General features: G+C 38.2%; 21 protein-coding genes. 17 read left to right on the forward strand and 4 right to left on the reverse strand.

What is annotated here, in order from left to right; genetic code table 11:
* Nucleotides 1–444: 444 nt before the first annotated feature.
* Together NIAKO_RS18940 and NIAKO_RS18945 are read left to right on the forward strand one after the other, a co-directional pair.
* Nucleotides 445–870 (forward strand): hypothetical protein, encoded by a 426-nt coding sequence (locus NIAKO_RS18940; RefSeq protein WP_133055288.1) that lies wholly within the window; start codon nucleotides 445–447, stop codon nucleotides 868–870.
* A gap of 204 nt (nucleotides 871–1,074) precedes the next feature.
* On the forward strand, nucleotides 1,075–3,480 hold the full coding sequence (locus NIAKO_RS18945; protein ID WP_014220059.1) for an arylsulfatase: 2,406 nt from the start codon (nucleotides 1,075–1,077) through the stop codon (nucleotides 3,478–3,480).
* Here the strand turns inward: NIAKO_RS18945 and NIAKO_RS39350 are convergent.
* The 3 genes from NIAKO_RS39350 to NIAKO_RS36960 all read right to left on the reverse strand — a co-directional run bounded on the left by NIAKO_RS39350 (nucleotide 3,477) and on the right by NIAKO_RS36960 (nucleotide 4,867).
* Nucleotides 3,477–3,665: a helix-turn-helix domain-containing protein gene (locus NIAKO_RS39350; protein WP_342342031.1), complete on the reverse strand. Its 189-nt coding sequence runs from the start codon at nucleotides 3,663–3,665 to the stop codon at nucleotides 3,477–3,479. The two genes, NIAKO_RS18945 and NIAKO_RS39350, sit on opposite strands and share 4 nt — an antisense overlap.
* Entirely contained in the window at nucleotides 3,592–4,413 is an 822-nt protein-coding gene (locus NIAKO_RS18950; protein WP_242675462.1) for a helix-turn-helix domain-containing protein, read from the reverse strand. Before NIAKO_RS18950 ends, NIAKO_RS39350 begins: the two co-directional genes overlap by 74 nt.
* Before the next feature lie 142 nt (nucleotides 4,414–4,555).
* The gene (locus tag NIAKO_RS36960) at nucleotides 4,556–4,867 is read right to left on the reverse strand and encodes an SDR family NAD(P)-dependent oxidoreductase (protein WP_071884243.1); all 312 of its coding nucleotides are present in this window, start codon (nucleotides 4,865–4,867) and stop codon (nucleotides 4,556–4,558) included.
* Between NIAKO_RS36960 and NIAKO_RS36965 the strand changes: the two genes are divergently transcribed.
* The 10 genes from NIAKO_RS36965 (at nucleotide 4,758) to NIAKO_RS19005 (ending at nucleotide 16,896) form a co-directional block, all read left to right on the forward strand.
* On the forward strand, nucleotides 4,758–5,105 hold the full coding sequence (locus NIAKO_RS36965; RefSeq protein WP_014220061.1) for a VOC family protein: 348 nt from the start codon (nucleotides 4,758–4,760) through the stop codon (nucleotides 5,103–5,105). The two genes, NIAKO_RS36960 and NIAKO_RS36965, sit on opposite strands and share 110 nt — an antisense overlap.
* 299 nt (nucleotides 5,106–5,404) lie before the next feature.
* A complete protein-coding gene (locus tag NIAKO_RS18965; protein ID WP_041346991.1) occupies nucleotides 5,405–5,626 on the forward strand; it encodes a hypothetical protein in 222 nt (73 codons plus the stop codon).
* The gene (locus tag NIAKO_RS18970; protein ID WP_041346993.1) at nucleotides 5,614–6,105 is read left to right on the forward strand and encodes a TlpA family protein disulfide reductase; all 492 of its coding nucleotides are present in this window, start codon (nucleotides 5,614–5,616) and stop codon (nucleotides 6,103–6,105) included. The genes NIAKO_RS18965 and NIAKO_RS18970 overlap by 13 nt, the downstream gene beginning before the upstream one ends.
* A gap of 77 nt (nucleotides 6,106–6,182) precedes the next feature.
* Nucleotides 6,183–7,541 (forward strand): sensor histidine kinase, encoded by a 1,359-nt coding sequence (locus NIAKO_RS36970; RefSeq protein ID WP_133055287.1) that lies wholly within the window; start codon nucleotides 6,183–6,185, stop codon nucleotides 7,539–7,541.
* Nucleotides 7,541–8,236 (forward strand): response regulator transcription factor, encoded by a 696-nt coding sequence (locus NIAKO_RS18980; protein WP_014220063.1) that lies wholly within the window; start codon nucleotides 7,541–7,543, stop codon nucleotides 8,234–8,236. The genes NIAKO_RS36970 and NIAKO_RS18980 overlap by 1 nt, the downstream gene beginning before the upstream one ends.
* 251 nt (nucleotides 8,237–8,487) lie before the next feature.
* Nucleotides 8,488–9,303, forward strand: coding sequence for an oxidoreductase (locus tag NIAKO_RS18985; RefSeq protein ID WP_014220064.1), 816 nt, complete (start codon nucleotides 8,488–8,490; stop codon nucleotides 9,301–9,303).
* Between the two features lie 520 nt (nucleotides 9,304–9,823).
* On the forward strand, nucleotides 9,824–11,152 hold the full coding sequence (locus NIAKO_RS18990; RefSeq protein WP_014220066.1) for a serine hydrolase domain-containing protein: 1,329 nt from the start codon (nucleotides 9,824–9,826) through the stop codon (nucleotides 11,150–11,152).
* 260 nt (nucleotides 11,153–11,412) lie between these two features.
* Nucleotides 11,413–11,982: a hypothetical protein gene (locus NIAKO_RS18995; protein WP_014220068.1), complete on the forward strand. Its 570-nt coding sequence runs from the start codon at nucleotides 11,413–11,415 to the stop codon at nucleotides 11,980–11,982.
* Between the two features lie 1,054 nt (nucleotides 11,983–13,036).
* Nucleotides 13,037–14,413, forward strand: a complete 1,377-nt coding sequence (locus NIAKO_RS19000) for a hypothetical protein (protein WP_014220069.1) — start codon at nucleotides 13,037–13,039, stop codon at nucleotides 14,411–14,413.
* 320 nt (nucleotides 14,414–14,733) lie between these two features.
* A complete protein-coding gene (locus tag NIAKO_RS19005; protein WP_014220070.1) occupies nucleotides 14,734–16,896 on the forward strand; it encodes a KAP family P-loop NTPase fold protein in 2,163 nt (720 codons plus the stop codon).
* A 197-nt stretch (nucleotides 16,897–17,093) separates the two neighbouring features.
* On the opposite strand, the gene NIAKO_RS19010 is transcribed toward NIAKO_RS19005, so the two are convergent.
* Nucleotides 17,094–18,014, reverse strand: coding sequence for a DUF4238 domain-containing protein (locus NIAKO_RS19010; RefSeq protein WP_014220071.1), 921 nt, complete (start codon nucleotides 18,012–18,014; stop codon nucleotides 17,094–17,096).
* 93 nt (nucleotides 18,015–18,107) lie between these two features.
* Here NIAKO_RS19010 and NIAKO_RS19015 point away from each other — a divergent pair, with 93 nt between their 5' ends.
* The 5 genes from NIAKO_RS19015 (at nucleotide 18,108) to NIAKO_RS19035 (ending at nucleotide 24,457) form a co-directional block, all read left to right on the forward strand.
* Complete coding sequence (locus NIAKO_RS19015; RefSeq protein ID WP_014220072.1) at nucleotides 18,108–18,806, forward strand: phospholipase D family protein; 699 nt, start codon at nucleotides 18,108–18,110, stop codon at nucleotides 18,804–18,806.
* Nucleotides 18,807–19,031: 225 nt separating this feature from the next.
* Nucleotides 19,032–19,322: a hypothetical protein gene (locus NIAKO_RS19020; protein WP_041346996.1), complete on the forward strand. Its 291-nt coding sequence runs from the start codon at nucleotides 19,032–19,034 to the stop codon at nucleotides 19,320–19,322.
* 296 nt (nucleotides 19,323–19,618) lie between these two features.
* Nucleotides 19,619–21,754, forward strand: a complete 2,136-nt coding sequence (locus tag NIAKO_RS19025; RefSeq protein WP_014220075.1) for an ATP-binding protein — start codon at nucleotides 19,619–19,621, stop codon at nucleotides 21,752–21,754.
* A 2-nt stretch (nucleotides 21,755–21,756) separates the two neighbouring features.
* Entirely contained in the window at nucleotides 21,757–22,701 is a 945-nt protein-coding gene (locus tag NIAKO_RS19030) for a hypothetical protein (RefSeq protein ID WP_014220076.1), read from the forward strand.
* A gap of 121 nt (nucleotides 22,702–22,822) precedes the next feature.
* Entirely contained in the window at nucleotides 22,823–24,457 is a 1,635-nt protein-coding gene (locus tag NIAKO_RS19035) for a hypothetical protein (protein WP_014220077.1), read from the forward strand.

Here is a 24,457-nt window from a genome sequence, read left to right on the forward strand (position 1 = left end):
TGTGTTGGAGCCTAGCCTATGTTTAAGTGTCAGACTAATTGGGAATATTCCATTCCATATCAGCCAATTCCAATCCCTTTTGGTAAATAACTTTGGCGTTTACAGCATAAGATAACTAGGCCAGGAATCAGCAAAAGGAAGTCGATTTTAATAGAAGTAAGGTGCATGAGTTTCACTATTACAAATGCAGCTCACAGGGTTGTAATTGTAACCAAAGAACTGCTGAGGTTAACCAGGAGTTTGTATATTTTTTAAAGGACTATACCTTGCAGCCCAATTAGTAGCTCCCTTACTATACCACATGAACGCTGCTTTTGATAAGCACTACGAAGTAGCTTTAGAGCAACAAAAAATGTACAAAGCCAAATTGGCAGATATAGAAAAAGTTCTGAAGAGTTGGAGGATGATTTCTATCTGTATAAGAAGGTACCAGAAGATGTGTATATGCGTTTACGAACAAAGCTGGGGAAGGAAAAGACGGATATAGCGGAAATTTTATCAACTCTCGACGTAGAAAGTTCTAACCTGAAAACATACTTCCGTGAGGGGATAACTATTTCCACACAACTCGCTACCAGCTCGTCTTCCAGCCCGATACCGGTAAAGGAGAAATTACAAAAGTTTATTTTTCCCGAAGGAGTGAGCTATAATCGTGAAAAAGGGACATTTCTAACATCTAAGGTAAATACACTCTTTGAGCCAATTGCGCGGCTGAACAGCATTACAGACGATGATAAAAACAAACAAGGCAGCATTTCTGCTGCCTTGTCCAATTGGGTCGGGGTGGCTGGACAAATTTCGAACCGTTTTTTGAACAATTTAATAGATATTCAAAGGCTTAAGTATGTAATAAACCTACATGCGAAATGATTTAGAGCTCCGACGGTACCGTCGGGGCTTTTTATTTTTTGGACTTTACTATTTCATAGCTATGTATTTATTTGTTGTATTTGCGCATTTCAACAATATAAGCGAATGGTTGGCGGAAACAGGACGGGAGATGTGTCTATAATATATTGAGTTATAACGTGTGGCTTACTTCCAAATCAATAACAAACAAAGAAAATATGTTTTATGGCTACAAATAAAAAGAAAATCCAACAGACAAATGATGATAAACCGGCTGACCAGCAACCCTTTAAAACTAATTTAGACCGGTATCACCTTCCAGTGCCGGAATGGGATTTTCCCAATGCAAAAATTGGCATGTATGCAAACGAATCAAAGCCAGATTTTCCGCCGGTGAAAACTGCTCCGAAAGGTTCACCTAATATTTTATTGGTATTGTTGGACGATGTGGGGTTTGGATGGCCCAGCGTAACCGGTGGTTTGGTAAGAACGCCAACAGCTGAAAAACTGGCTAAAAATGGTTTGCTGTATAATCAATTTCATACAACCGCACTCTGCTCGCCCAGTCGGGCATCTTTACTTACGGGAAGAAATCATCACACTGTTGCAACGGGAGTGATTCAGGAAATGGCGACAGGTTATCCTGGCTATTGCGGTATCATACCCAAAAGTTGCGCAACGTTTGCCGAACTACTAAAACAATCTGGTTATTCCTGTGCGTGGTTTGGAAAAAACCATAATGTTCCCGATAACTATACCAGTCCTGCCGGTCCGTTCGACAACTGGCCAACCAACCAGGGGTTTGATTATTTCTATGGTTTTATTGCCGGTGAAACAGATCAATTTTACCCAAGCTTGCTAAGAAACACAGAAGCGATAGAACCACCACGAAAACCCGAAGAAGGTTATCAGCTTACCCGCGACCTGGCTGATGAATGTATTGGCTGGGTGCGCAGGCAAAAAACAATCGCGCCAGACCGGCCTTTTATGGCCTATTTTTCTACCGGCGCAGCGCACGCGCCACATCAGCCTCCACTGGACTGGCGTGGAAAAAATACAGATCGTTTTAATATGGGCTGGGACGAATACAGGAAAACGGTGTTTCAAAACCAGTTGAATGCCGGTATCATTCCCAAAGGAAGCAAACTAACGGAACGGCCTAAACAGATACCTTCCTGGGACAGTCAGGCTGCAGATGCAAAAAAGTTATTTTCGATACAGGCTGAGAATTATGCAGACTTTCTGGAACATGCAGACTACGAAGTGGGCCGTGTGGTTGAAGCAATTGAACAGTTAGGCGAACTGGATAACACCCTGATTATTTACATAATTGGCGACAACGGATCAAGCGGCGAGGGATCGCTGGTGGGAACCCCCAATGAAATTATGAGTTTGAACGGGCGCCAGCCATCTATGGAAGAATCAATTGGATTCATAGATCGTTGGGGAATGCCCGGTACTTCACCGCACTATGCAGTGGGATGGGCATGGGCAGGAGATACACCTTTTCAATGGACCAAGCAAGTGGCTTCTCATTTCGGCGGTACCAGAAACCCGATGATCATTTCATGGCCTGCAGTAATAAAGGATACGGGAAAGGTCAGATCGCAGTTCCACCATATTATTGATGTAATGCCCACCTTAATGGAAATTATAGGCATTCGGGAACCAAAAGAAGTGAATGGTTATATTCAAAAACCAATAGAGGGTACAAGCTTTGCCTATACTTTCTTTGAAGCCAATGCAACAAAGCCCAGCACAAGAACGCAACAATATTTTGAAATGCTGGGAAACCGCGCCATGTACGCAGACGGATGGATCGCCTGTTGCCGACATGGCCGTTTGCCATGGGAAACATCAGGATCTTATTCATTTGATACTGACGTATGGGAATTGTATAACATAATGGAAGATTTCTGCCAGGCAGATGACAGGGCCACCAAAGAACCCAACAAATTGCGTGAATTGCAGGATCTGTTTATGGCTGCAGCAGCAAAATACAATGTACTTCCGTTAGATGATAGTTTTGCCGAGCGCCTGGATGTAACATTGCGCCCAGGTTATTTTACGGGAAGAAAAAAAGTTACATTTTATCCTGGTTTAACCAGGTTACCTGAAGGCAGTGGTCCTAAACTTATTGGAATACCGTTTACGGTTACTGCAAAAGTAGACATTCCCAAAGATGGCGCCGAAGGGGTCATATTCGCATTAGGAGGCGACGCAGCCGGTTGGTCATTATTCCTTTGGGAACAAAAGGTACGGTTTCACTATAACTTCTTTACCATTCGCCGATACGACGTGCAATCACAAACACCATTATCCGCCGGTAAACACACCATTACAATAACATTCGAGCCCGAAAGTCCGAAACCAGGTTGCCCCGCCGATGTAACAATGGCGATTGATGGAAAAGGATCTGCAAAAGGACATATAGATGAGCAAATACCGATGCGTTGCGGTACAGAAACCATGGATGTGGGGATGGACTGTGTGTCGCCTGTGTGTAGCGACTATGAAAAGAAAGGGCTGTTTCCATTTACCGGCACTATTGAGTCAGTAACATTTGAATTTGGAGAAACAAAACAACCCACGGGAATGGAACGGCTTGAATTGGCTACGAAAATGGATTAATAAAAAAGGAACAGATCGCTTAAATGAACTGTTCCTTTTTTTACACTGCGGAATACATTCGGACTAACGCCCACTTCTTTTTTGAATAACCTGGAAAAGTAAGCCGGAGTCTCAAAACCCAAAGTGTAAGCTATTTCTGAAACTGACTGATCGCCTCCCGCCAGCAGATTTTTTTGCTTCTGCAATCAGGTACAGATGAATGAGGTCAATCGCTGTTTTACCGGTTTCCTGTTTCAGGAGATCGCTCAGGTATCGTGTTGAAAGATTGAGCTGCGCTGCCATGTAGTTTACGGTTGGTAACCCTTTATCCTTCACAAAACCTTTCTCAAAATAATCGTTTAGCAGTTCATTGAACTTCGTCACGGTGTTACCTGATAAGATGGTGCGGTTGATAAACTGTCTTTTATAGAACCGCCGGGCATATTTAAGCAGCGAATCAATGTGGGAAAGCATGATGTCGCGACTGTATTCATCCTGATTGTTGTGGTATTCGGTTTCAATTTTCTGGAACAATTCCCCGATAATCTTTTCTTCTTTTGGTGAAAGATGAAGCGCTTCATTGGTTTCATATTCAAAGAAGCTGTATTTTCTTATTTCATGGTGAAGCGGGTGGCCGTTCAAAAAGTCTTCATGAAAATACATCATATATCCTTCTACCTTCGGTTCAATGTCGTTTATTGCTATGATCTGCCTGGGATTTATGAAGAACATGGAACCACAGGCATGATCATATTTTGTTCTACCGTACTTTATCGTGCCGGATGTCTTTTTTTTGAAAGCGGTTATATAGAAGTCGCTTGTATGTTCGACAACCCGGTTACCAAAATTGGCATGCCGGACTGCGGCGTCACAGAGCACGCCGATTAGCGGATTTTCCGGAGGTGAAAATCCATAAGCTGCAAGAAGATCGATGAGGTTACTGTAATGCTTCATTTTGATTAAATGAGCAGAATCCATGTAATTATACACAGATTCTGCCGTATTTGTTTCAAAGAATTGAATTATTTCCCATGCGCTTCCACGGCTACATCCTGCCATTCTTCCCAGGTAGCAAGCCGGTCCTGGTACGTCTGTATTACCAATGGCAATGCCATTTTACCTTTCCCCGTAGCTTCAGAATACCAACAATATCATCAGTAAACCCGGCATAAACGGCCGCTTTCAATTGGTCATACTCTTTCATAGACTCAGCATGGACTGCTGAAACACTGGTAAAATCAGTTGCATAGCCGTTGGGTTCAACAATGGTTACTTTGATCCCGAAATCTTTCACCTCCATGGCAAGCGTTTCACTGAGTGCTTCCATCGCAAACTTAGAGGCGCTGTACATACCCATTAAAGGCAATGGATTCACACCTAACAAACTCGACACCTTGCACCATGCCATAACCGAAGGACAGTTGGGCAATGCAGTAGAACTGATGATTAAAATACAAGGGATAGATGAACACTATTCCAAATGCCAGCTTGCCGGAATTATCATTATAACGCCGCCAACCGACCATTTCTATGGCGAAAGACAGTACACAATAAAAGATATCGGCGGACATTTTTGGACGCTGTCTGAAACCATTAAAGATCTTTTGCCAGAAGACTGGGGTGCTACTTCAAAACATATTGACTAATGAGAGTTATAGTCCTATAGTTTTTCTGAACAGTAATGCCTCACAAGCAGCCGGCAGCATTATCCCCAACCCCGCTTCAGGGGTAGTAACCATTTCGGTGAACAATTACCTGTTAAATACCCTGACAAGGCTGTTTTAGCAGCACGGGCGTTGATTAAGTAGCGTATTCATAGTTTATCCCACGAGTGTTAACAGGAATTAGTACTAATTCTTAACCGGTTAACATTCAGCTATAAAGCTTCTGATAGCTTTGTCCTGACAAAAGATGGTTCACAACAATTCTACCAAATCAAAAAAATATGAAAAGAAGAAACTTGCTTTTTGCAGGCCCCTGGCTGGCTATCTATCTGTTACCATTAACCTCAACGGCGCAGGACAAGGCGGTAACCTATCTGCTTCCCGGAAACCAGGTCATAACTCCAGACAAGTTCGACAGCGTGGCAAAAGCCTGGGGTGGCAATGAGCGCTTGTCTTTCCTCCATTCAACAGATGACGATAAAAAAATATCATGCGCCTGGTAAGAGTTACGGATGAAGAAATAAAAGCAGCTGCCGAATCAAAGATACGCCATGATAAAGCACTGCAGGACATGGTAAACAAACCGGCACCAACATGGACAGTAAAAGATATTTATGGTAAAACCTTATCTTTACAAAACCTGAAAGGAAAGGTGGTTGTGCTTAATTTCTGGTTTACCAGTTGTTCACCCTGCATCAGAGAAATGCCACATTTGAATGAGCTGGTTGCACAATACAGTGGTAAAGAGGTCGTATTTATTGCCTTCGCTAATAATGACGAAGCCAGCATTCGTGCCTTTTTAGAAAAAAGGCCTTTCCATTACGCAAAAGTACCAAACTCGAAGCTGGTTAATGATTTATATAATATCGACTCCTGGCCAACAAGCTTTGTAATTGATAAGGAAGGGAAAATCAGGCTGGCCGTTAATTATAACGACAATATCGAACAAATTATCTCAGCTGCTATTAAAGCCGCATTGTAACATATCACCCAATGGCAGTATTCGTTAGTATGCATTATTCGCAGAAATTTAAAGTGTAATTATATATTTGTTTTGGCGTGAGAAAAAGACTACGGCATATATTCTTTGTTGCGGCGCTTACTGCTTGTGGTATAATTGCCTGTCAATTATACTGGGTTTATTATAATTATAAAACCGCAAGGGCTAACTTCATTGCAACTGCAACGCTGGCACTCCGGCAAAGTATAGACAGTTGTCAACTGCAACAAAATGAACTTCCTAATTCGTTGATGAATGAAAATAAACCGTCCCTGACCTTCATGATCTCTGAAACGCTGAATAAAGCCCCGGTACTGGTTGATAGTCCACACCATCGTTCCGTTCCCTCTTATTCTATGCGATTATTTAAAGTGGATATAGATAAGGATCAATTGCCGGGTGTAAAAGCTATTTTAGCCCGCCTGTTATCGCTGCAGCACAACAGACCACTTAACCTGGATACACTCACCCGTATTTTTCAGCAGCAACTGAAACGTAATAACATTAATGAATATTTTAAACTGACTATTGAAAGAAATAAAAAAGACATAATGCCGGGAGAAATTGCCGCGCTGATCAATTTTAGTAAAGATCGTGTTATAGTAAAAGCAGTATTAAAAAATCCCGGCGCATTTCTATTTAAAAAAAATTTCCTGCCTGCGATCGTTTCCACTTTATTAATCCTTTTATCAGCAGGCAGTCTTTTTTATATGGGCCGCATTATCAGAAGGCAGATGCAATTGGATAGGATGAAAAGCGATTTCACCAATAACATTATTCACGAACTGCGTACGCCGTTAACCATATTGCGATCCTCCAATGAAGCATTATACAGTTTTGGCGCAGCGCATGACGAACAATCGCTGATGCGGTACCTGGGCATCAATACACTGGTCATCGATGACCTGGATAAAAATATAGAACGCATACTGGACTTTAGCCGTTCCGAGTCAGGCAAACGCCTGCCGGTATTGGAAACACTGGACCTGATCCCATTGCTCCAACAGGCACAGCTTAGATTTAGCCATGTAAACAGTGCAACCATTACAATCACTGCTAATCAGGATCCCTTTATAGTATTAACAGACCCGTTTATGTTTGATGTAATTTTATCGAACCTGTTAGACAATTCTATCAAATATTCTCCGGAAGAACCACAGATCGGAATACATGCAACAAAAGATGATCAAAGATGGGAAGTGCAGGTAAGCGATAAAGGTATGGGCATACCTGCTTCGTCGCTTCTCTATATTTTCGATAAATTTTATCGCGTGCCCACCGGCGATGTACATGAAATAAAAGGTTATGGCATTGGCCTGGCATACGTTAAACAATTGGTTACCTCGCTGAATGGAAAGATTGATGTGAGTAGTGAACCGGGCAAAGGAACTATTTTCACACTAACATTTTATTCATAATGGAAAATATCAAGGTATTGCTGGTGGAAGATGAAGAGATATTGGCAAGCATCATTAAAGAATCTCTTGAAAAAAGAGGTTTTATAGTAACCATAGCAAAAAATGGTGTTGAGGGCTGGCAACTGTTCAGGACAGTGAGACCGGATATATGCGTTGTAGATGTTATGATGCCCCGGAAAGATGGCTTTACACTCACTACCGAAATACGTGCTGCTGATGACGATACGCCAATTATTATGCTGACGGCGCGTACCCAGACAGAAGACGTATTGAAAGGATTTGAATCCGGGGCTGATGATTATATGAAAAAGCCCTTCAGCATGGAAGAATTGATCTTCAGGCTGAAAGCGCTGGTTCGCCGAACGGTGGGCAAACCAGCAGAAACGGTTGAAAAGAATATGCCAATAGGTCAATTCCTTTTCCGGTATCAGTATCTTGAATTAGTGTTTGGATCAGCAATTTCCCCCCTTTCTCAAAGAGAAGCAGATCTGCTTCTCTTGCTTGTACAGCACAAAAACCAACTACTGGATAGAAAACTGGCTCTTATAAAACTATGGGGCGAAGAAAATCCATTTACTGCACGGAGTATGGATGTTTATGTAACAAGACTTCGCAAATTGTTTAGACCAGACCCATCAATTGAGATCATTAATACCAGGGGGCATGGCTATTCCCTTATAGAAAAGAACCGTTAGTAATCCTCGCGCTTTATTACTTCCCGCACACCCATTTCCTCTTATCTGTCTGAATAAAGAGGCTGATACATATTTGCATTATTTGCACTATCAGCATCAGCCAGTGTTAACTACAGTTAGTACAAACAATTTTCCAGTTAACAGTAAACACTCGATCCTGAGATACCTTTGACATAGAAAGACAATAAGCACTGATCATTCAGGCTTACGTTACAAAAAAATCTTAAAAAATAAAATCAAAACTATTAAACATGAAAAAGGTAATCTTAATCACAGGCGCCAGCTCAGGAATGGGTAAAGAAACCGCTAAACAACTTATTAAAGAAGGGCATATTGTTTATACCGTTGCCCGCAGAATTGAGCAGATGCAGGACCTTGAACGATTGGGTGGATTTCCCATGCAGATGGATGTTACCAATGAAGCAGACATTGAACAGGTAGTTGATACCATTATCCGGAACGAAGGAAAAATAGATGTGCTTTGGAACAATGCAGGTTATGGCCTTTATGGCGCTGTGGAAGATGTTCCTTTAGCTGAGGCCGTGAAACAATTTAATGTGAACCTGTTTGGCCTGGCGGCTGTTACACAGAAAGTTGTTCCGTACATGCGTAAGGCAGGATCAGGTACCATCATCAACACTTCCTCAATGGGTGGTAAAATGTATTTCCCGTTAGGCGCCTGGTACCACGCAAGCAAACACGCTTTGGAGGGATTCAGTGACTGCTTGCGCCTTGAATTGAAACCTTTCAATATCAACGTAGTGGTGATTGAACCGGGCCTGATCGCTACTGAATTTGGCAGTACACTCATAGACGGTCTTGAAAAAATTTCAAAGCAAAGTGCTTACAGCGATACAATGAAAAAAATTGCTGAAGGTACCAGGAAATCATACGAAACCAATAGTTCATCAAAGCCATCTGTAGTGTCAAACGCGGTGAGTAAGATCGTGAGTAGCCCCAAACCTAAAACACGTTACCGGATTGGCAAGATGGCCAAACCGTTGGTGTGGATGAGGATTTATTTAGGAGACAGGCTGTTTGATAAGGTCGTCACCAGTCAGTTGTAAAATTGGGCTCCTTATTGTCTGAAGCATCTTTTTTGATGCTCTACATCCTGTAAGTGAAAAGTTGAAGTATGAAAATGAAAAAAGCCCTGAAAGGCTTATTAACCAAGACTTTCAGGGCTTCTTTGTTTGTCGGGACAACTGGACAGATATCTAACCTGTTAATACAGGATTTAAAGGTTTTGGGAGAGTTTGTAAGCCTTAATGGAGGATTGATGAGAATCGGATTGACTGTTTAATTTTGGATGACAAAATTGCAAACTAAATCAAGTGGATTGGAAGCAGATCGATTCACATTATCTTAATCATTTAAATTACTCTTTTGCAATTTGTATTGGAGTTGAACGCAATAGCCGGCGAAACCCCTCCTGCCAAAAAAAGCGTATAATAGCGAAAGACTAATATTTCGCCGAACGAAATTTTGAGTTCTGTCGGGCATTTTAATTTAATATAGTTGTAACCAACTAGGTAAATATAGCGTCAAAGCCTAAATATTAAACAACAGAATAATTTAAAAGACACAATGATGAAACGATTTCTTATCTCACTGCTTTCCCTTTTGTCTTTGGGTTTAACATCCTATACTCAATCAATTAGCCGTCTAAAGCTGGATAACCTGTTCAATACCCTTTCTGAAAATAATTTAGCAATGGCCAGCATTGCCATTTCAAAAAATGGGGTACTGGTATATCAAAAAGCAATAGGCTGCTCATTTATTGAAGGGAATAATAAAGTACCGGCCAATATAAATACGGAATATCGAATCGGCTCCATATCAAAAATGTTTACTGCGACAATTATCTTTCAATTGATTGAAGAAAAAAAACTTTTTATCAATGATACTTTATACCAATATTTTCCTTCCCTGCCCAATGCCGGGGTTATTACCATAAGTGAACTGCTTAACCACAGAAGTGGCCTGCCCAGTTTTACCAATGCTACGAACTATCCCGACTGGATGGATAAACCCAAAAACCACAACGATCTGCTGGCGCTTATATCCGGTAGAAAAGCGGATTTTGAGCCAAATTCCAAAGCTGACTATAATAACTCCAATTATCTTTTATTAAGTTATATTATTGAAAAGGTGTGCAAAAAAAATTATAAAGAAGTTCTAAACGAAAGAATCATTTCCAAACTGAATTTAACAAGAAATTATTATGGAAATGGTATCGACAGCAATAAAAACGAATGCGCGTCTTACAAATATTTCGATAATAAATGGGTAAAAGATAAAGCGGCAAATTTGAACAATTTTAGTGGTGCCGGGGCAATTGTTTCTACCCCTTCAGACATGACTAAATTTATTGAAGCCTTATTTTCTTATAAACTTGTTAGTAAGGCGAGTCTTGATAAAATGAAGACCTTAGTAGATGGCTATGGAATGGGCATGTTCCCTTATTCATTTCAGTCTAAGAAGGGGTATGGTCACAATGGTAAAACAGAAGGGTTTGCTTCTTCACTTTCTTACTATCCAGAAGATAAGCTGGCTATTGCTTATTGCACAAACGGGGAAGTATATCCAAAGGCCGATATTTTGAATGGTGTTTTAGGTATATGTTTCAACACAGCTTATACGATTCCTGTTTTTAAACCCCTTGTAATAAACAACCAGGAGCTTGATAAATATATCGGAACATATTTATCTTCCCAACCATCTATAAAAGTGCTTTGTACGAAAAATGAGGTTAATTTATTGCTTGAAACAAGTGGTCATACGTTTGTTCTCGATGCCATAGAGAATAATAAATTTATGAACGCCCGATACGGCTATTTCTTTGAATTCAATCAAGCCAATAAACAGTTGCTTATAAAAGAAGGCGATGATGTTTATTACCTGAATAAGCAATAATAGTTGCATTTATCACACACCTCTTTAAGGCTGATCTTGACAAGAATGTCGGGTTCTTTTCCATATTTCTACTGAAGAACCGCTGGTGTACTACTTTTCCTTTGGTCATTCTGCCTTTATAGCGCCAACTGATGGCACTCCAAACATAAGGATTAAACATTTTGGTAAAGGGCATACCGGCGAATGACGTTTATAATTTGTGAACAACCTTTCGTCCCACGCTGCTTTATCACTATCTTGCTCCAAATCCCTTAAAAACGATGAAACTCAACTTGCTCCTACTACCTTTCCTCCTTGGCAATTTGGTCCTTGCCGCAGATGCTCAAACCGCCCTTCCATCCCTTCATACTTTGAAAAGCGGTGACATTGCGTCAATCAGCTCGAATTTTGAAAAGCATGTTTTGACGGTTACCCTTACGAATGGAACTGTTTATGCGTACAATCACGAGGATTGGGATATGGAAGAAGATTACCCATTAAGCCCAAAGCTGCAGGACGCAATCAATTCGGTGAAGATCACCTTTACACGCGTCGAGGTTCCTCCGCAATTCCCGGGCGGCGATAGCGCTTGGGAGGACTATATGCGGGAATTTTGTGCCCGTCACAAAGACGATCTGCCGAAGAAAGAGCCTGTCGAGGTCCGCCTTACATTTATCGTTCACTTGAAAGGTGAGTTGAGGAACTTCCAGGTAGTGTCCAATACCGGCAAATCAAAAATGGCCGATCTGGCTATTCAGGCCTTAAAAGAAGGACCGTCATGGATTTGCGCTACACAAAATCACTACAAGGTGGTAAGCTACAGAGCACAACTCGTAAGACTAACTCGCTGATCGCAATGTTTCCTGCATAGGTGCAACCACCCATATCACAAATTTCCGGATCGCACTTACGGGTTTTAGTTTATGGTTTTTATCTATAACAGTAGCAAATGGATAAACCTCACCAGTATCATTTAAATAACATTTTGCTTGAAGTAAAACATCATTTATCAATTATTGAGCGACCCCATAATATTATTTACTGCTGTCTGAATGCGCAAACTATGATTCGATTTTTGCCACGATCGATCCCATGAACATTAACGCCTATGCTGTACAAGGTCATTATCCTGATTCCAACATACTACCAACTTCTGAAGAAGCTCAAGGCTATTATCAATTAGCCCTCCGGATCAAAAAGGTTGTCGTCGAAAGAATTATCTTCTCCTAGATTTCTGGTTATCCTAAGAGCAACGTTTGATAAAATGGCTTAAATCGACGATAATTTATCTGTACACCTCCTGTATGCTTAAGTTAGCAGAAATCTAAATGGATTCGAACCTGATCTAAATTATTAACGATAAACGCAATAATGCTTTTTCTAAGAACGGATTCAATATTATCGAAATTAAAAAACCCTTCAAATCCAACGATTTGAAGGGTTCATTATTGAGGTCGGGTCAAATGGACAAATTTCTAACCTGTTAATACAGGATATAAAAGAATTAGGAGATTGTATGCCTTAATATAGGACCTTATAAAAATATGTGACCATCAAGTCATAAATGACAAAATGGCAAAACCCATTAGCCGCTAAAGTCAACATATGCCCTGAAACGGGAGTAATCAAACAGTTAAATAAAAAAGTGAAAAGACCTGTTTTTATTACTCAAATATTAGCAATTACGGTAACTAAGGTTCGATTGTCCAGCAATTCGACCTGCAATAACCGTTATCAAGAGCTGGTTAGAAGAGATCTTTAATATACAGGAATAGTAATATTTTTAGGCTAACCTCTACTTATAATAAGTTGCCGCAATAAATAATGACCTTTCAGGGTGAATATTCCCTGTACATTAATTAAAAAACGGGACATCATGCAAATTTATTTCAAATAAAGTAACATATGAGATTAATGCCCCTTGTTACCCTGATTATTTTTATTTCCTTAAAGGGTTATTGTCAAAATAGCATTACATCGTCAGTAACCGCTAAAGAGATTTTCAGGCCATATTACGAATTAACCGAAGCAGGCGGTAAAGTCCTTTACCTTCCGATGGATTATGGCAGGTCGGACTTTTCAAACAATCAGAAAGAAGCGATTAAGCGTCTGGAAAATGCTGTAATTGTACGTATTGATCTGGTGTATTCTGATTATCCTGCCAGGACAGATTTTTCGCTTTTAACAAAAAAAAGACTGGAATCTTTACAAAGAATAATACCGAAGGTTTTTTTGGATAAATCAATTGAGTTCAGGAAAATCAGACAAACCATAGGAAAAACCCAAAATATTGCATCTGGTTTACAACACGGTTTTTTTATTTACTTCAGACCTTTGCCAACAAAGACATCAGGTAAAAAAGAAGCGCGGAAGCTAAAAGCTTTACTTGCTGATGGGGAGGCTGAAAAGGCTGGCGACACTAACAATGTCACATGGTGTTCACAGATTACTATTTGTGTAGATACAAATAAGGTTAATTTGCCGGTGCTACCAGAGGAATATACACGAACAATTACAAAGATATCCGTTAAGAAGGCAGTATCGCGTGAGCTAATTGAGAAAGAATCGGAAAAGGAATATCTACAGTTTGGAGACTCTGTTTTTTGTATTGAAGACAAACGGGAAGATGGATGTGACGAGGTTGGCTATTTAATTTATACTCCGGTTGATTCTACTGTTACAAAGGTATTTAAAAGACATAACTGGAAAAACTCGTTTATAGTAGTGGACGTTACAGGCAGTATGTATCCGTATACAGCACAACTGCTCAAATGGTTACAACTTACACTTACTGACAATGTAAAAAGGTGGTTCTTGTTTTTCAATGATGGGGATAGTAAAGACGATAATAAAAAAGTTATTGGTAAAACAGGCGGCATTTATTCAGTTTTTACTAATAAATATGACGAAATTGAAAGGACCATTATTACAGCAATGGAAAACGGGAGTGGTGGCGACCTTCCTGAAAATAATATAGAGGCCCTGATTGAAAGTGACAGAATTTGCAGTCACTGTGATTCAATAGTTATGATTGCTGATAATTGGGCGCCCGTCAAAGATATCTCATTTCTTGCAGGTTATCACAAACCAGTAAAAATTGTCTTGTGCGGTGTTTTTGATAAGATCAATAAAGACTACCTGAAACTGGCAAGAGAGACGAAGGGATCTATACATTTAATTGAAGAAGACATATATTCACTTTCGTTGCTAAAAGAAGGGGAGACAATTAAAATCCATGGCGTAACTTACAAATTGATTGAAGGTAACTTTGTTGATATGTGATATAACGCCGGAGTCTCTTTAACAAGATCACTTCGAACCAAAAAGGCCCTTCAAATCCAATGACTTGAAGGGCCTTGTAAATTTTAGTCGGGTGGACTGGACAAATTTCGAACCAGTTTTTAGCTAGTTTGATGGATATTCAGCGACTTAAGAGTGCTAAAATGATTTAATATTATTGCTGTGTTCTAAGGGAGAAATACTACCTATCTGCATGGCTAGTGTATATAACCCGTGAATATCATTACTTCGTCACTTGCAAAAAATAAGTAACTTTTGGCGCCCCACATTTATTTAAATTGACCATCACTTCAAAAGATTATATGGAGCTTTTTAGACCCGATTCACCGATTAGTTCGAAAGCAGCTGATAGATTTCAGCGCTACAATTTTGCCCACCGAATTGCACAAGTTGTATCGTCCGGAAAATATTCGACTTCCTTGGTGGTTGGCATTTATGGAAAATGGGGGGAAGGAAAAACTTCTGTAATGAATTGTATTCAGCAAGAAATTGGAGACAAAGCTGTTGTTATCAATTTCAATCCCTGGCTATATAATGAAGAGAAACAACTGATAAAGTCCTTTTTTAGTAGTATTGCCACTGCATTAGGTCAAAAGCTCGTAAACAAACAAGAACGGGCACTTGAATTTCTCGGTGACTATGCGGACAGCATTGGCTCACTTGTTAATTTGGCTGTACCCGGACTAGGTATATTATTTGGCGCCGGCAAAAAGGTGTCCGAAAAACTACGAAAAGATTCTGTGGAAGCATTGAAGAAGAAGGTTGATGACTTGATAATAGAGGCCAACAGCAACTTCGTTATTTTTATTGATGACATTGACCGTCTGGATATTCAGGAGGTGCAAGCAGTCTTTAAGCTTGTGAAACTGGTTGGCGATTTTCCAAGAACCGCTTATGTGTTATCTTTCGACGATGATATGGTCGCTGCTGCCTTGGCTCCGAAATATGCAGGAGAGCTTAAAATTTCAGGCTATAACTTTCTTGAGAAGATTATTCAAATGCCTTTACATCTGCCCAAGGCAAGTAATCAGGCATTACGTAAGTATGCTATTGACTTACTTAACGATACGCTCAGCTACCTGAAAATTGATCTTACCGATAAAGAAGGAAACGAATTTATTTCAAAGTTCGACAAAGGTTTTCTTCCTGCGCTCACAAACCCTAGGCTGGCAGTCCGATATGCCAACACGGTAGGCTTTTCCATTCCTTTATTACTGGGTGAGGTTAATATCATTGATTTGATGATTATAGAAGGTTTTAAAACATTTTACCCAACACTTTATCATTTCATAAGGAATAATCCAGACTTTTTTATTCGAAATTTTTCCAATATAGGTAACAATTATAGCAGTATTACGATCAAAGAGAAAGATTCTATTAAGGTAACCATTGATCAACAGCTTGAAATCTATCAACCATATAAAGAGAGACTACTAAATCTCCTGTTAGATTTGTTTCCACAACTGCAATCATTATACAGGAATTACCATTATCAAACGGATTTATATCAAAAATGGCACCGGGAAAGGAGAGTTTGCTCTCCACAACATTTTGACCGTTATTTCTCTTATGTTGTACAGAATGGTGATATATCTGATATACATTTCAAAAACCTTTTGGCTGATCTGGACAAAAATGATTTAGATAAATTACGTGCAAGATTTGAGAGCGAGTTGCCAACGTTAAACCCCGACAACTTTATTTTCAAACTTAAGAACTTCACTTCTACCTTTAATGAAGAGCAGTCTGCTATATTAGCTGTATTACTGGCTCTTTTTGGAGAAAATTTCCCTAAAACTCGCAGTGTTTTAAGCTTTTCTGGAAGAGATGAATTGGAATATATAATTCGTGAGTTATTAGAAAAATTGCCAAAAAAGCAAAGGGGGCAAATATCAAGCCTTGTTCTAAAACATGCCCAACCTCTTGAATTTGCAGTGGAGTTGTATAGAAACCTTAGTAACCCACAACACAGAATTGAAGATGGCCCATTTCTTGATTCAGAAGAGGTTGAACAATTATCTATCACAGTAATAAAAAGGATTCGGGAACAGCTACAGCAAAAAGACTTATTTGAAATACTACCGGATTATGCTTTGTGGATTGTATTCAATATGCATTATGAAAATGGCGGGGGACAAGAAATTAACATTTGGCTTTTAAAAAAACTAAACGATTCCAGTAGTAATTCTCTCAAGATTATCAAAATATTCACACCGACAATTTATAGTACTCGTGTTTCTTACCCCTATAAAGGGAACTTCACCATAGAATCATATGAGCAAATAGGACGCTTAATAGATTTGAAAATATTGTACGAAGCGACCGTAGCTGCATTTGGCCACAAGCAGTATACACCATTAGGTGACATGCGAGAAAGTGAATTAACTGACGATAACCTTTTAGGCTTATTCCAGAAAATGTGGCAGGAAGAAGAAAGCAGAAAGGCTGAAAATAGGGATTTATAGGATGCTTCAATAAAGGGTTGCCGGCCATTGAGAAATATCAGGTATAATCGAGAATAATTAATCGCATTCATCTACAATCGATCAAAATCGCAAAGTCGGGTGGACTGGACAATTGTCGAACTGGTTTTTGGAGGATTTAATGAAATTCAATCACTTAAATATTTTATAATTAAGAATAACTACATGCTCTTTATCTTTTACAAAGTGCTGCCTTGCTGAACAGTGGATGAATCATGGATGCAACTGAAGACTTCTTCCCGTAACCGGTCGACCGATGAAGAAAAATCTTTTTGGAAAGCATCGTACAGTTGTTGCGGATATTCTTTGCTCACGCAAGAAACATATTCATGCGCCTGTACCAGAAACAACATGTCGAGTAATACCCGGATAACTGGATTTACGGTTATGCGGTTGGTGCGATGCCTGAATAACATATAGGTGGGCGATAACGGGAAAATAAACTCTTTGGCATCCAGCGATTCATAACCAGGCGTTCGATATATAATCGGATTGTCACTCATCAGTTTCGGCATCTGCTTAACTGCGGGAAATGGAATAATAGAAAAGACGGTCGTAAAGTGATTTTTTAAAAATTCACGGTGTGTAATTTTAGGTAAGACGAGCTTAAAGTATTTATGAAAATCTCTGTCACACTTTATTTTTTCCAGCACTGCAAGTTCTTTATCGATAGAGGGCTGACCAGTCAGCGTTTCGATAGGCTTGAGGTCTAAGTCTTTCAAACTAGTTGCCTGCTGAATATACGCTTTCACCTTGTCCGTGTTAGCCGGGATACGCCAATACAGAATTTTGACAAATACTTGGAGCAACACCCAATCATTTTCCACTAAAGTTGATAAACCAGTGGTGATAATTTTCTTCAGAACAGCGCCAACCTCACTGTCAATTTTACCAAATCTTTGTTCGATATCATCCGACTCTTCTTTGTAATATGTAGTGTTGCCATAATGCTCATAAAACTGCTGGCTGGGGTAAAACAGTCTTCCATTTCCTCGAAACGTTTGCTTCTTTACATCGTATATGTAAAACTGATTATTTTCATTCGTGAATTGTTTCAGGTAAAATACCGGTATAAAATGATGTCTTTGGGTTTTGCTCATAAACGCCATATATTAGACAATAGTTATTGAATAAAAAACGTGAAAAACACCTATTATTATATCGTACCAAAATTGTAATCTCGAAAAAACTATATGGCTAAATTTCTGGATACCACTGGCGTTTCTTACCATCTCCAACAGCTCATTAATAAGGCTAATGAAAAACTGGTAATAATAAGTCCTTACTTGAAAATTAACGAACGTATCAAACAATCTTTAGAAGATAAGAATAGAATGAAGATAGATATCCGGATTGTTTATGGTAAAAACGAATTACATCCAGACGAAAACAATTGGTTAAAATCGATGACCAGTATTCGTTCAAGTTTTTGTAAAGACCTGCATGCTAAGTGTTATTTGAACGAAAATGAAGCTATTCTTACATCCATGAACCTGTATGAGTTTTCACAGGTGAACAATAATGAAATGGGTATTCACGTTGAGAAAGTTACAGATCCGGAATTATATAAAGACATTTATGAAGAAGCGCAAAGGCTGATTAGAATAAGTGATGAAATAGTGATCTCAGTGGAAAAAGCTCCACTTAAAGAAAAGATACCCGTTAGCGACAAAAAGATTGGCTTCTGCATTAGAACAGGAATTGAAATTCCTTTCGATGTTAACAAACCAATGAGCTACGACGCTTTCAAATCATGGAGCAAATATAGCGATCCTGAATACCCTGAGAAATACTGCCATTTCTCAGGTGAGCCTTCAAATGGTGAGACAAGTGTAAGCCGACCAATTCTTAAGAAACACTGGAAAAAAGCTAAAGAGATGCATAATATTTAAACGCTCGTGCTGATGAAGATATTTCAATGCCCTGTGTAAGATTATCATCCAATGAACACATTTACCAAATGATAAAAATGTTTATCTTCTCCTTTAAAAAATCGAATCTTCTATCAAAGATTGCTACTGAATTCAGTCGAAAACGTTTTGATGCAAATGATACTTTAAGTCAAACCATCAAGACTATCACTCAAGGAAAAACATTAAATAACCAAGAATTATATATTGAAGACAATTGTTTACACTGCTGGCAAGCGACAGACACACACGACCAATCTGCTCGCTGAATATGGAAAAACCTTTGATGATCTTCGAAATATTATCGTCAAACTCGAACTGTTAGGTGCTGGACAGATTGTAAAAGGCCATTATGTTGCGGTTTCTTCTATAGCTTTTCTAAAACAGCTCCGATTCATTTTACAACATTGGAAGGGTGAAGATTTTATGGTAGAAAACTTTGATAGCAAAAACTCAAACATGAAAGTTGTTTACATTCTTATTCGGTCGTTTGAGTAAAAAAATGAAGGAAAGCGACTGCGATGTTTTCTTTGCCTGAATGCATTATTTTCCACGGAACTACATATATACTTAGAACAATTCAAGGTACAACCCTAACGTTTACATGTCAATAAAGAATGCTTATGAATTGTATGAAACCGGCAGTATTCTTCATAAATGCAACGACAAAGAACAGGATTTTAAAGGGCCGAGCCTATAGCCCTATGCGGCATATAAATATGGTAATGAATACCTTATAGACACTTTACGTGAGTTTATTAAAGCTCATAACGAGAACAAATTGAACCAACTCTATGAATAATTTTAAGCTTTTAGCCATACGGCCATTACATGGAACAAGCGAAAACTACATTAAGAATCTTAAACCTGATGAAATTTATCAATTTCACCAGGACTATGAATTCATTCGTGAAGATGAACAGGATTTTAGTAGCAAGGTTACTTCAATCCGTTACAATCGCAATTCTCCGGATAATTTATATAAAATCGTTGCTGGAAACAATGAAATTAACGTGCAGATCTCGGCCATAGTAGGAAAGAATGGTTCAGGAAAAAGTTCATTACTTGAATTGTTTTACCTGACTATTTTTTGCATTTCATCAGTAGAAGAAGTTTTGGCGTATAACGAACAAAGTTTACGTGACCAACTGCTTAAATACGATAAAAATCCCGGCCATGAAATATCAAAGGAAAAAGCCAACCAAATAAAAGAAGAGCTTGAGGATTTAATAAGTACTTATGAAAATCTTAAGACAGAGGTTTATTATTATTCTGGCGATCGCATTTATTGTTTGAGGTTTGATTATGCATCTTTGCCCAAAACAACTGTGTATGAATTTATAAAACATGCCGAGGATAAAGAAAAGTATTTTCTTCATGGCGAAAATAGTAAACTAAACCTCCATTCATTCTTCTATAGTATTGCGGTTAATTATTCAATTTATGGACTCAATTCAAACATAATCGGAAATTGGGTTACCAGCCTTTTTCATAAAAATGACGGATACCAGGTCCCACTAGTGCTAACCCCTTTCAGGGAGGAGGGACAGATAAATATTAATACTGAACTCCATTTAGCAAATACCAGATTAATATGCAATCTCCTCGATGATAACTTTCAGACTAAAGAAGTCTTAAAAGGTAAATTTGCGGAAAGGATCATATTTAGGCTTCCAGAAGAAAGAAAAAAAACTCTCTTTAATTATATTAGTCTATCGGAAGCTATTGAAAGACTGGTCAAGAAACAGGGGAAGAATAAAATAGAACTTTTCCAGGAAATTTTCATTGCAATTTTAAAAGTGGACCAGTCTGTATTCCTATCGATCAAACAGGAGTTGCCTTACTTTGACAAAATAGTAGATTATGTGTTAGGTAAGGTGCTAAAAATAGCACATTATTACAATAAATATATAGCCTTTCGGACTAGTGACGATAGGCACGCAGAAACCGGAAATCAGGCCAGTCCGTTTCCAAGCATTACTGACTTTAATGAATATATTAAGGACCTATCTACTGACGGAAGTCACGTTACATTAAAGCTGAGGCAAATTCTAAACGTAATTCGGTTTAACATATTGGAAGAGGATGATAATGTTAAATGGATAAATAACGAATTAGAACTGTCAATTGACGAGTTGATAAAACGAGTACGACCTAATGTAAAAAAGGATGAAATCAAACTGATAGAACTAATTCCTGCTGCTTTTTTTGTACCAGAAATTATAGTGTCTAATCACAATGGGACGGCTTCCATGCAACGAATGAGTTCAGGTGAATTGCAATTCGTTCATACTCTCCAATCAATATACTACCATATAATCTTCATAGATTCTGTACACGATTCCAATGAGAACAAGATGATCAAGTATAGAAGTATAAATATAATGTTTGACGAAGTTGAACTCTACTTTCATCCAGAGTTTCAAAAAGCCTTTGTAGCTGAATTACTTTCTGGTCTCTCGAAATTAAGTATTGAATCTATAAAGGGGATCAATGTATTGTTTACAACACATTCCCCCCTTATCCTTTCCGATATACCAATCACAAATTTGTTGAGGTTGGTAAATGGATCTCCCGATAAACCTGATGCCAAGGAACAAACGTTTGGATCAAACATACACGAATTATTGGCCAATGATTTTTATATGGAAGATGGTTTCTTAGGTGAAGTAGCCAGGGAAAAAATTTCAAAAACTTTAAATTGGCTAAAAAAACAAGCAAATACTTTTAAAGACGAGGAGATATTTGAAATTGATGAATCAATTAAGTATACTGATCAGGAGAATGATCGTGATTACAACAAGCAGATTATTGAATTGATTGGCGAACCTGTAATAAAATATCAGTTAAAGAAGATGTACTTGGAGTTTGTCAATGATAACGAATATTTGGATAAGGAAATTGAAAAGTTAAGAAAATTTAAAAGATAATAATGTTAAGTATCCACACGCCGAGGTCTGCCAACAAGGCCCAATGGTACATCAATACTATTAAGGGCTGGGTTGAAAAAAAAATAGATGAAAATAAAATTGACAAAATCAAGAAAGAAAATATAAAAAAAGATTTGCCGCAAATATTACAAGGCACGCCTTCAGAGCTTCTAGTCCTGAGCGATACATATAATAAGTTATTTCCAAAAAAATACAATAAAAAGAAAAAAAAATTCTTTTGGGATCGTAGGATTGAGCATATATTCAACTACACATCTTTTAGAAAAAAGTTTGGCTATGAATTAGCAAATGAGCTTGACGTAGTGTGCTGTCCTTATTGTAATCGAAACTATACAACAGTTCACGATACTGATAAATCTGGCAAACCAGATAAGAAGAAAGTATTCCCCGAGTTTGATCATTTTTATCCTAGAACCGATCATCCTATATTAGCCTTGTCTTTTTACAACCTGGTACCAAGCTGTAACATTTGTAATAGCCACTTTAAAGGCTCGCAAGATCCAATTACACTAAATTTATTTCACCCTTATACCAGTATAAAGCCAAACCATTTCAATTTCAAGTTTTATCCACGAAACTATTTAAGTCTGATTGGAAAAGGACTATCCATCGATCTGGATTTCTCATTTAATGAGAGTAAAGATGTAAATGAGAAAGTTAAGAATTCCATTGATTTTTTTGATATAAAAGCAACTTATGAAAAGTGCCACTCTGCGCTAATAAAAGACATCATTGATAAAAGAATTGCCTATGGTGGTACATATTTAAAACAATTGCAAAGCACCTACAATTTAGACTTTAACCAATCATATAGAATTCTCTTTGAAACTGATTATGAAGAAAACGAAGGCTTACATAAACGACCTTTCAGTAAGTTAAAAAGGGATATATATGATGATTTTGAAATGACTAAATACTCACAATAACTTTTGAAGTGCTTTTAAATTCGGAAGCATTCTTACGTTTCAACTATTACAGTTTCTCTTAACCATTTGAAAAATGACGTCATTAATTTGGCATTGATATTTAACTTAACCATTTTACTGAATGAAAAAATATATTTCAGCTGATGAGATATTTATTACTTATGGTAATAGATCATCTAGTCAATATCAAAAAGCACTAACAGCTCATATCTTAGAAAAATTTGGACAGAATGCTGTTAACGATTCAAGCATTATCAGACCAATTCTAGAAGAATGCTATGATTGGTCCGCCACCCAGTTTACAAATATCATAAGAGCCATTAATGACAAATTATTTGTAAACTATCTTTTTGCTTTTCATGAATCATCTGTTAAGCTTTGGATTAGAGTATTGAGTGGTGAAAAAATTATCGATACGGTTCAGATTTCCGAAGATGAGCTTGCGATGAACAGACGTATATTTAAACTTGCACTGGAACAAACGTGTGATGTCACCTATACGCATTCCTCAAAATATACAGCAGAGATTGCTACGCATTATGACGAAGTGATTGAAGATTTGTTATTCCTCGGATCAGAGATAATTGGCTTTGCTCAATACCTTGCAGAGATGCGTATGATCCAAGGTACGTTACTTATAGATATTGACGCAGAGGGCATACTTAGACTGACAAGATCACCGGAAATTGAGGCAATCTTTTCAAAGTTGATCGATATGATGAAGGAAGATTTTGAGTATGGCATTTTTGACAAAAATGGTGTAAATGACATGAAGGACGCTTTGAAAAAATGTATGGGTATTGATTACGATTTTGCGGGTCACCAAATAATGACCATTAAAAAACATCATAGCCCAGTTGGATGGGAATTTCAAACAATTGAACCTGGCATACTGATTCAAAACCAGGTAAACCAAGGCACCGCAAAAAAGGATGCTGCTGACTTTTATGATGGGCTTACTTTTAGCAAAAAAAATAAGTTACCAATAAAAGAATCTGTGTATAAGGTAAATGCAATGGAACGACATCTTTTTCGACCTATCATTATTGTTGATGAAAACGGAAATGATCGGCAACTTATTGGCATACAAAAATGGGCAGAAAGTATTACAGTACTTGCAACAAATGGATTTCAATGGAACAAAGCTGCCAATGAATGGAAAAACAATCCCTGTTTTGTAAAATATCTGGAACAAAAAAGTGATCAACATGATAGTCTTCTTGAAGACGAAGTAGTAAAAGCGTTAAAACAGCTGAATTTACCTTTTGATCGAAATATTGTTACGTTTTCAGACGGAAAAAAATCAGTGAAAGTAGATGTGAAAGGTATCGGTGAAATGGATTTTGTATGGGCAGATCCAACAAGAGGTAAAATCATCGTAGCAGACTGCAAATACAATCGTGCTCGGTATGATATGCTGGCTTTCACGGCTGATTACTCAAATTTTAAAGACACCTATGAGCAAAAAATTATGAATAAGTTAAATTGGATCAACCAGAATAAAGAATTGGTAATTAAACATCTTTCCCAAAAATATCCAGGAATTGTCATTGATCCTGTTGCATCTAATGTAGAAGCAATTTTTATTATCAATACACCCACTTTTTACATGTATAATGGCAATGTAAAAACTGTTTGTTTTTTTAGACTTGAAAAGCTAATACTCAATAATTATTCGCATCCTGATCTGGCGATCTCTGTAAAAACAGAAAAGGGATGGCATATAAAAACAGTTCATTACCCTTATTTCAGCTGA

This window comes from Niastella koreensis GR20-10 (assembly GCF_000246855.1).
GTDB classification, from domain to species: Bacteria; Bacteroidota; Bacteroidia; order Chitinophagales; family Chitinophagaceae; genus Niastella; species Niastella koreensis.

What these genes read in the sequence shown, in the direction of transcription:
- NIAKO_RS18940 (WP_133055288.1), top strand. Translation starts at nt 445, where the DNA reads ATGCGTTTACGAACAAAGCTGGGGAAGGAAAAGACGGATATAGCGGAA.
- NIAKO_RS18945 (WP_014220059.1), top strand. Translation starts at nt 1,075, where the DNA reads ATGGCTACAAATAAAAAGAAAATCCAACAGACAAATGATGATAAACCG.
- NIAKO_RS18950 (WP_242675462.1), bottom strand. Translation starts at nt 4,413, where the DNA reads ATGAAGCATTACAGTAACCTCATCGATCTTCTTGCAGCTTATGGATTT.
- NIAKO_RS36965 (WP_014220061.1), top strand. Translation starts at nt 4,758, where the DNA reads ATGGCAAGCGTTTCACTGAGTGCTTCCATCGCAAACTTAGAGGCGCTG.
- NIAKO_RS36960 (WP_071884243.1), bottom strand. Translation starts at nt 4,867, where the DNA reads ATGGCATGGTGCAAGGTGTCGAGTTTGTTAGGTGTGAATCCATTGCCT.
- NIAKO_RS18965 (WP_041346991.1), top strand. Translation starts at nt 5,405, where the DNA reads ATGAAAAGAAGAAACTTGCTTTTTGCAGGCCCCTGGCTGGCTATCTAT.
- NIAKO_RS18970 (WP_041346993.1), top strand. Translation starts at nt 5,614, where the DNA reads ATGCGCCTGGTAAGAGTTACGGATGAAGAAATAAAAGCAGCTGCCGAA.
- NIAKO_RS18980 (WP_014220063.1), top strand. Translation starts at nt 7,541, where the DNA reads ATGGAAAATATCAAGGTATTGCTGGTGGAAGATGAAGAGATATTGGCA.
- NIAKO_RS18985 (WP_014220064.1), top strand. Translation starts at nt 8,488, where the DNA reads ATGAAAAAGGTAATCTTAATCACAGGCGCCAGCTCAGGAATGGGTAAA.
- NIAKO_RS18990 (WP_014220066.1), top strand. Translation starts at nt 9,824, where the DNA reads ATGATGAAACGATTTCTTATCTCACTGCTTTCCCTTTTGTCTTTGGGT.
- NIAKO_RS18995 (WP_014220068.1), top strand. Translation starts at nt 11,413, where the DNA reads ATGAAACTCAACTTGCTCCTACTACCTTTCCTCCTTGGCAATTTGGTC.
- NIAKO_RS19000 (WP_014220069.1), top strand. Translation starts at nt 13,037, where the DNA reads ATGAGATTAATGCCCCTTGTTACCCTGATTATTTTTATTTCCTTAAAG.
- NIAKO_RS19005 (WP_014220070.1), top strand. Translation starts at nt 14,734, where the DNA reads ATGGAGCTTTTTAGACCCGATTCACCGATTAGTTCGAAAGCAGCTGAT.
- NIAKO_RS19010 (WP_014220071.1), bottom strand. Translation starts at nt 18,014, where the DNA reads ATGAGCAAAACCCAAAGACATCATTTTATACCGGTATTTTACCTGAAA.
- NIAKO_RS19015 (WP_014220072.1), top strand. Translation starts at nt 18,108, where the DNA reads ATGGCTAAATTTCTGGATACCACTGGCGTTTCTTACCATCTCCAACAG.
- NIAKO_RS19025 (WP_014220075.1), top strand. Translation starts at nt 19,619, where the DNA reads ATGAATAATTTTAAGCTTTTAGCCATACGGCCATTACATGGAACAAGC.
- NIAKO_RS19030 (WP_014220076.1), top strand. Translation starts at nt 21,757, where the DNA reads ATGTTAAGTATCCACACGCCGAGGTCTGCCAACAAGGCCCAATGGTAC.
- NIAKO_RS19035 (WP_014220077.1), top strand. Translation starts at nt 22,823, where the DNA reads ATGAAAAAATATATTTCAGCTGATGAGATATTTATTACTTATGGTAAT.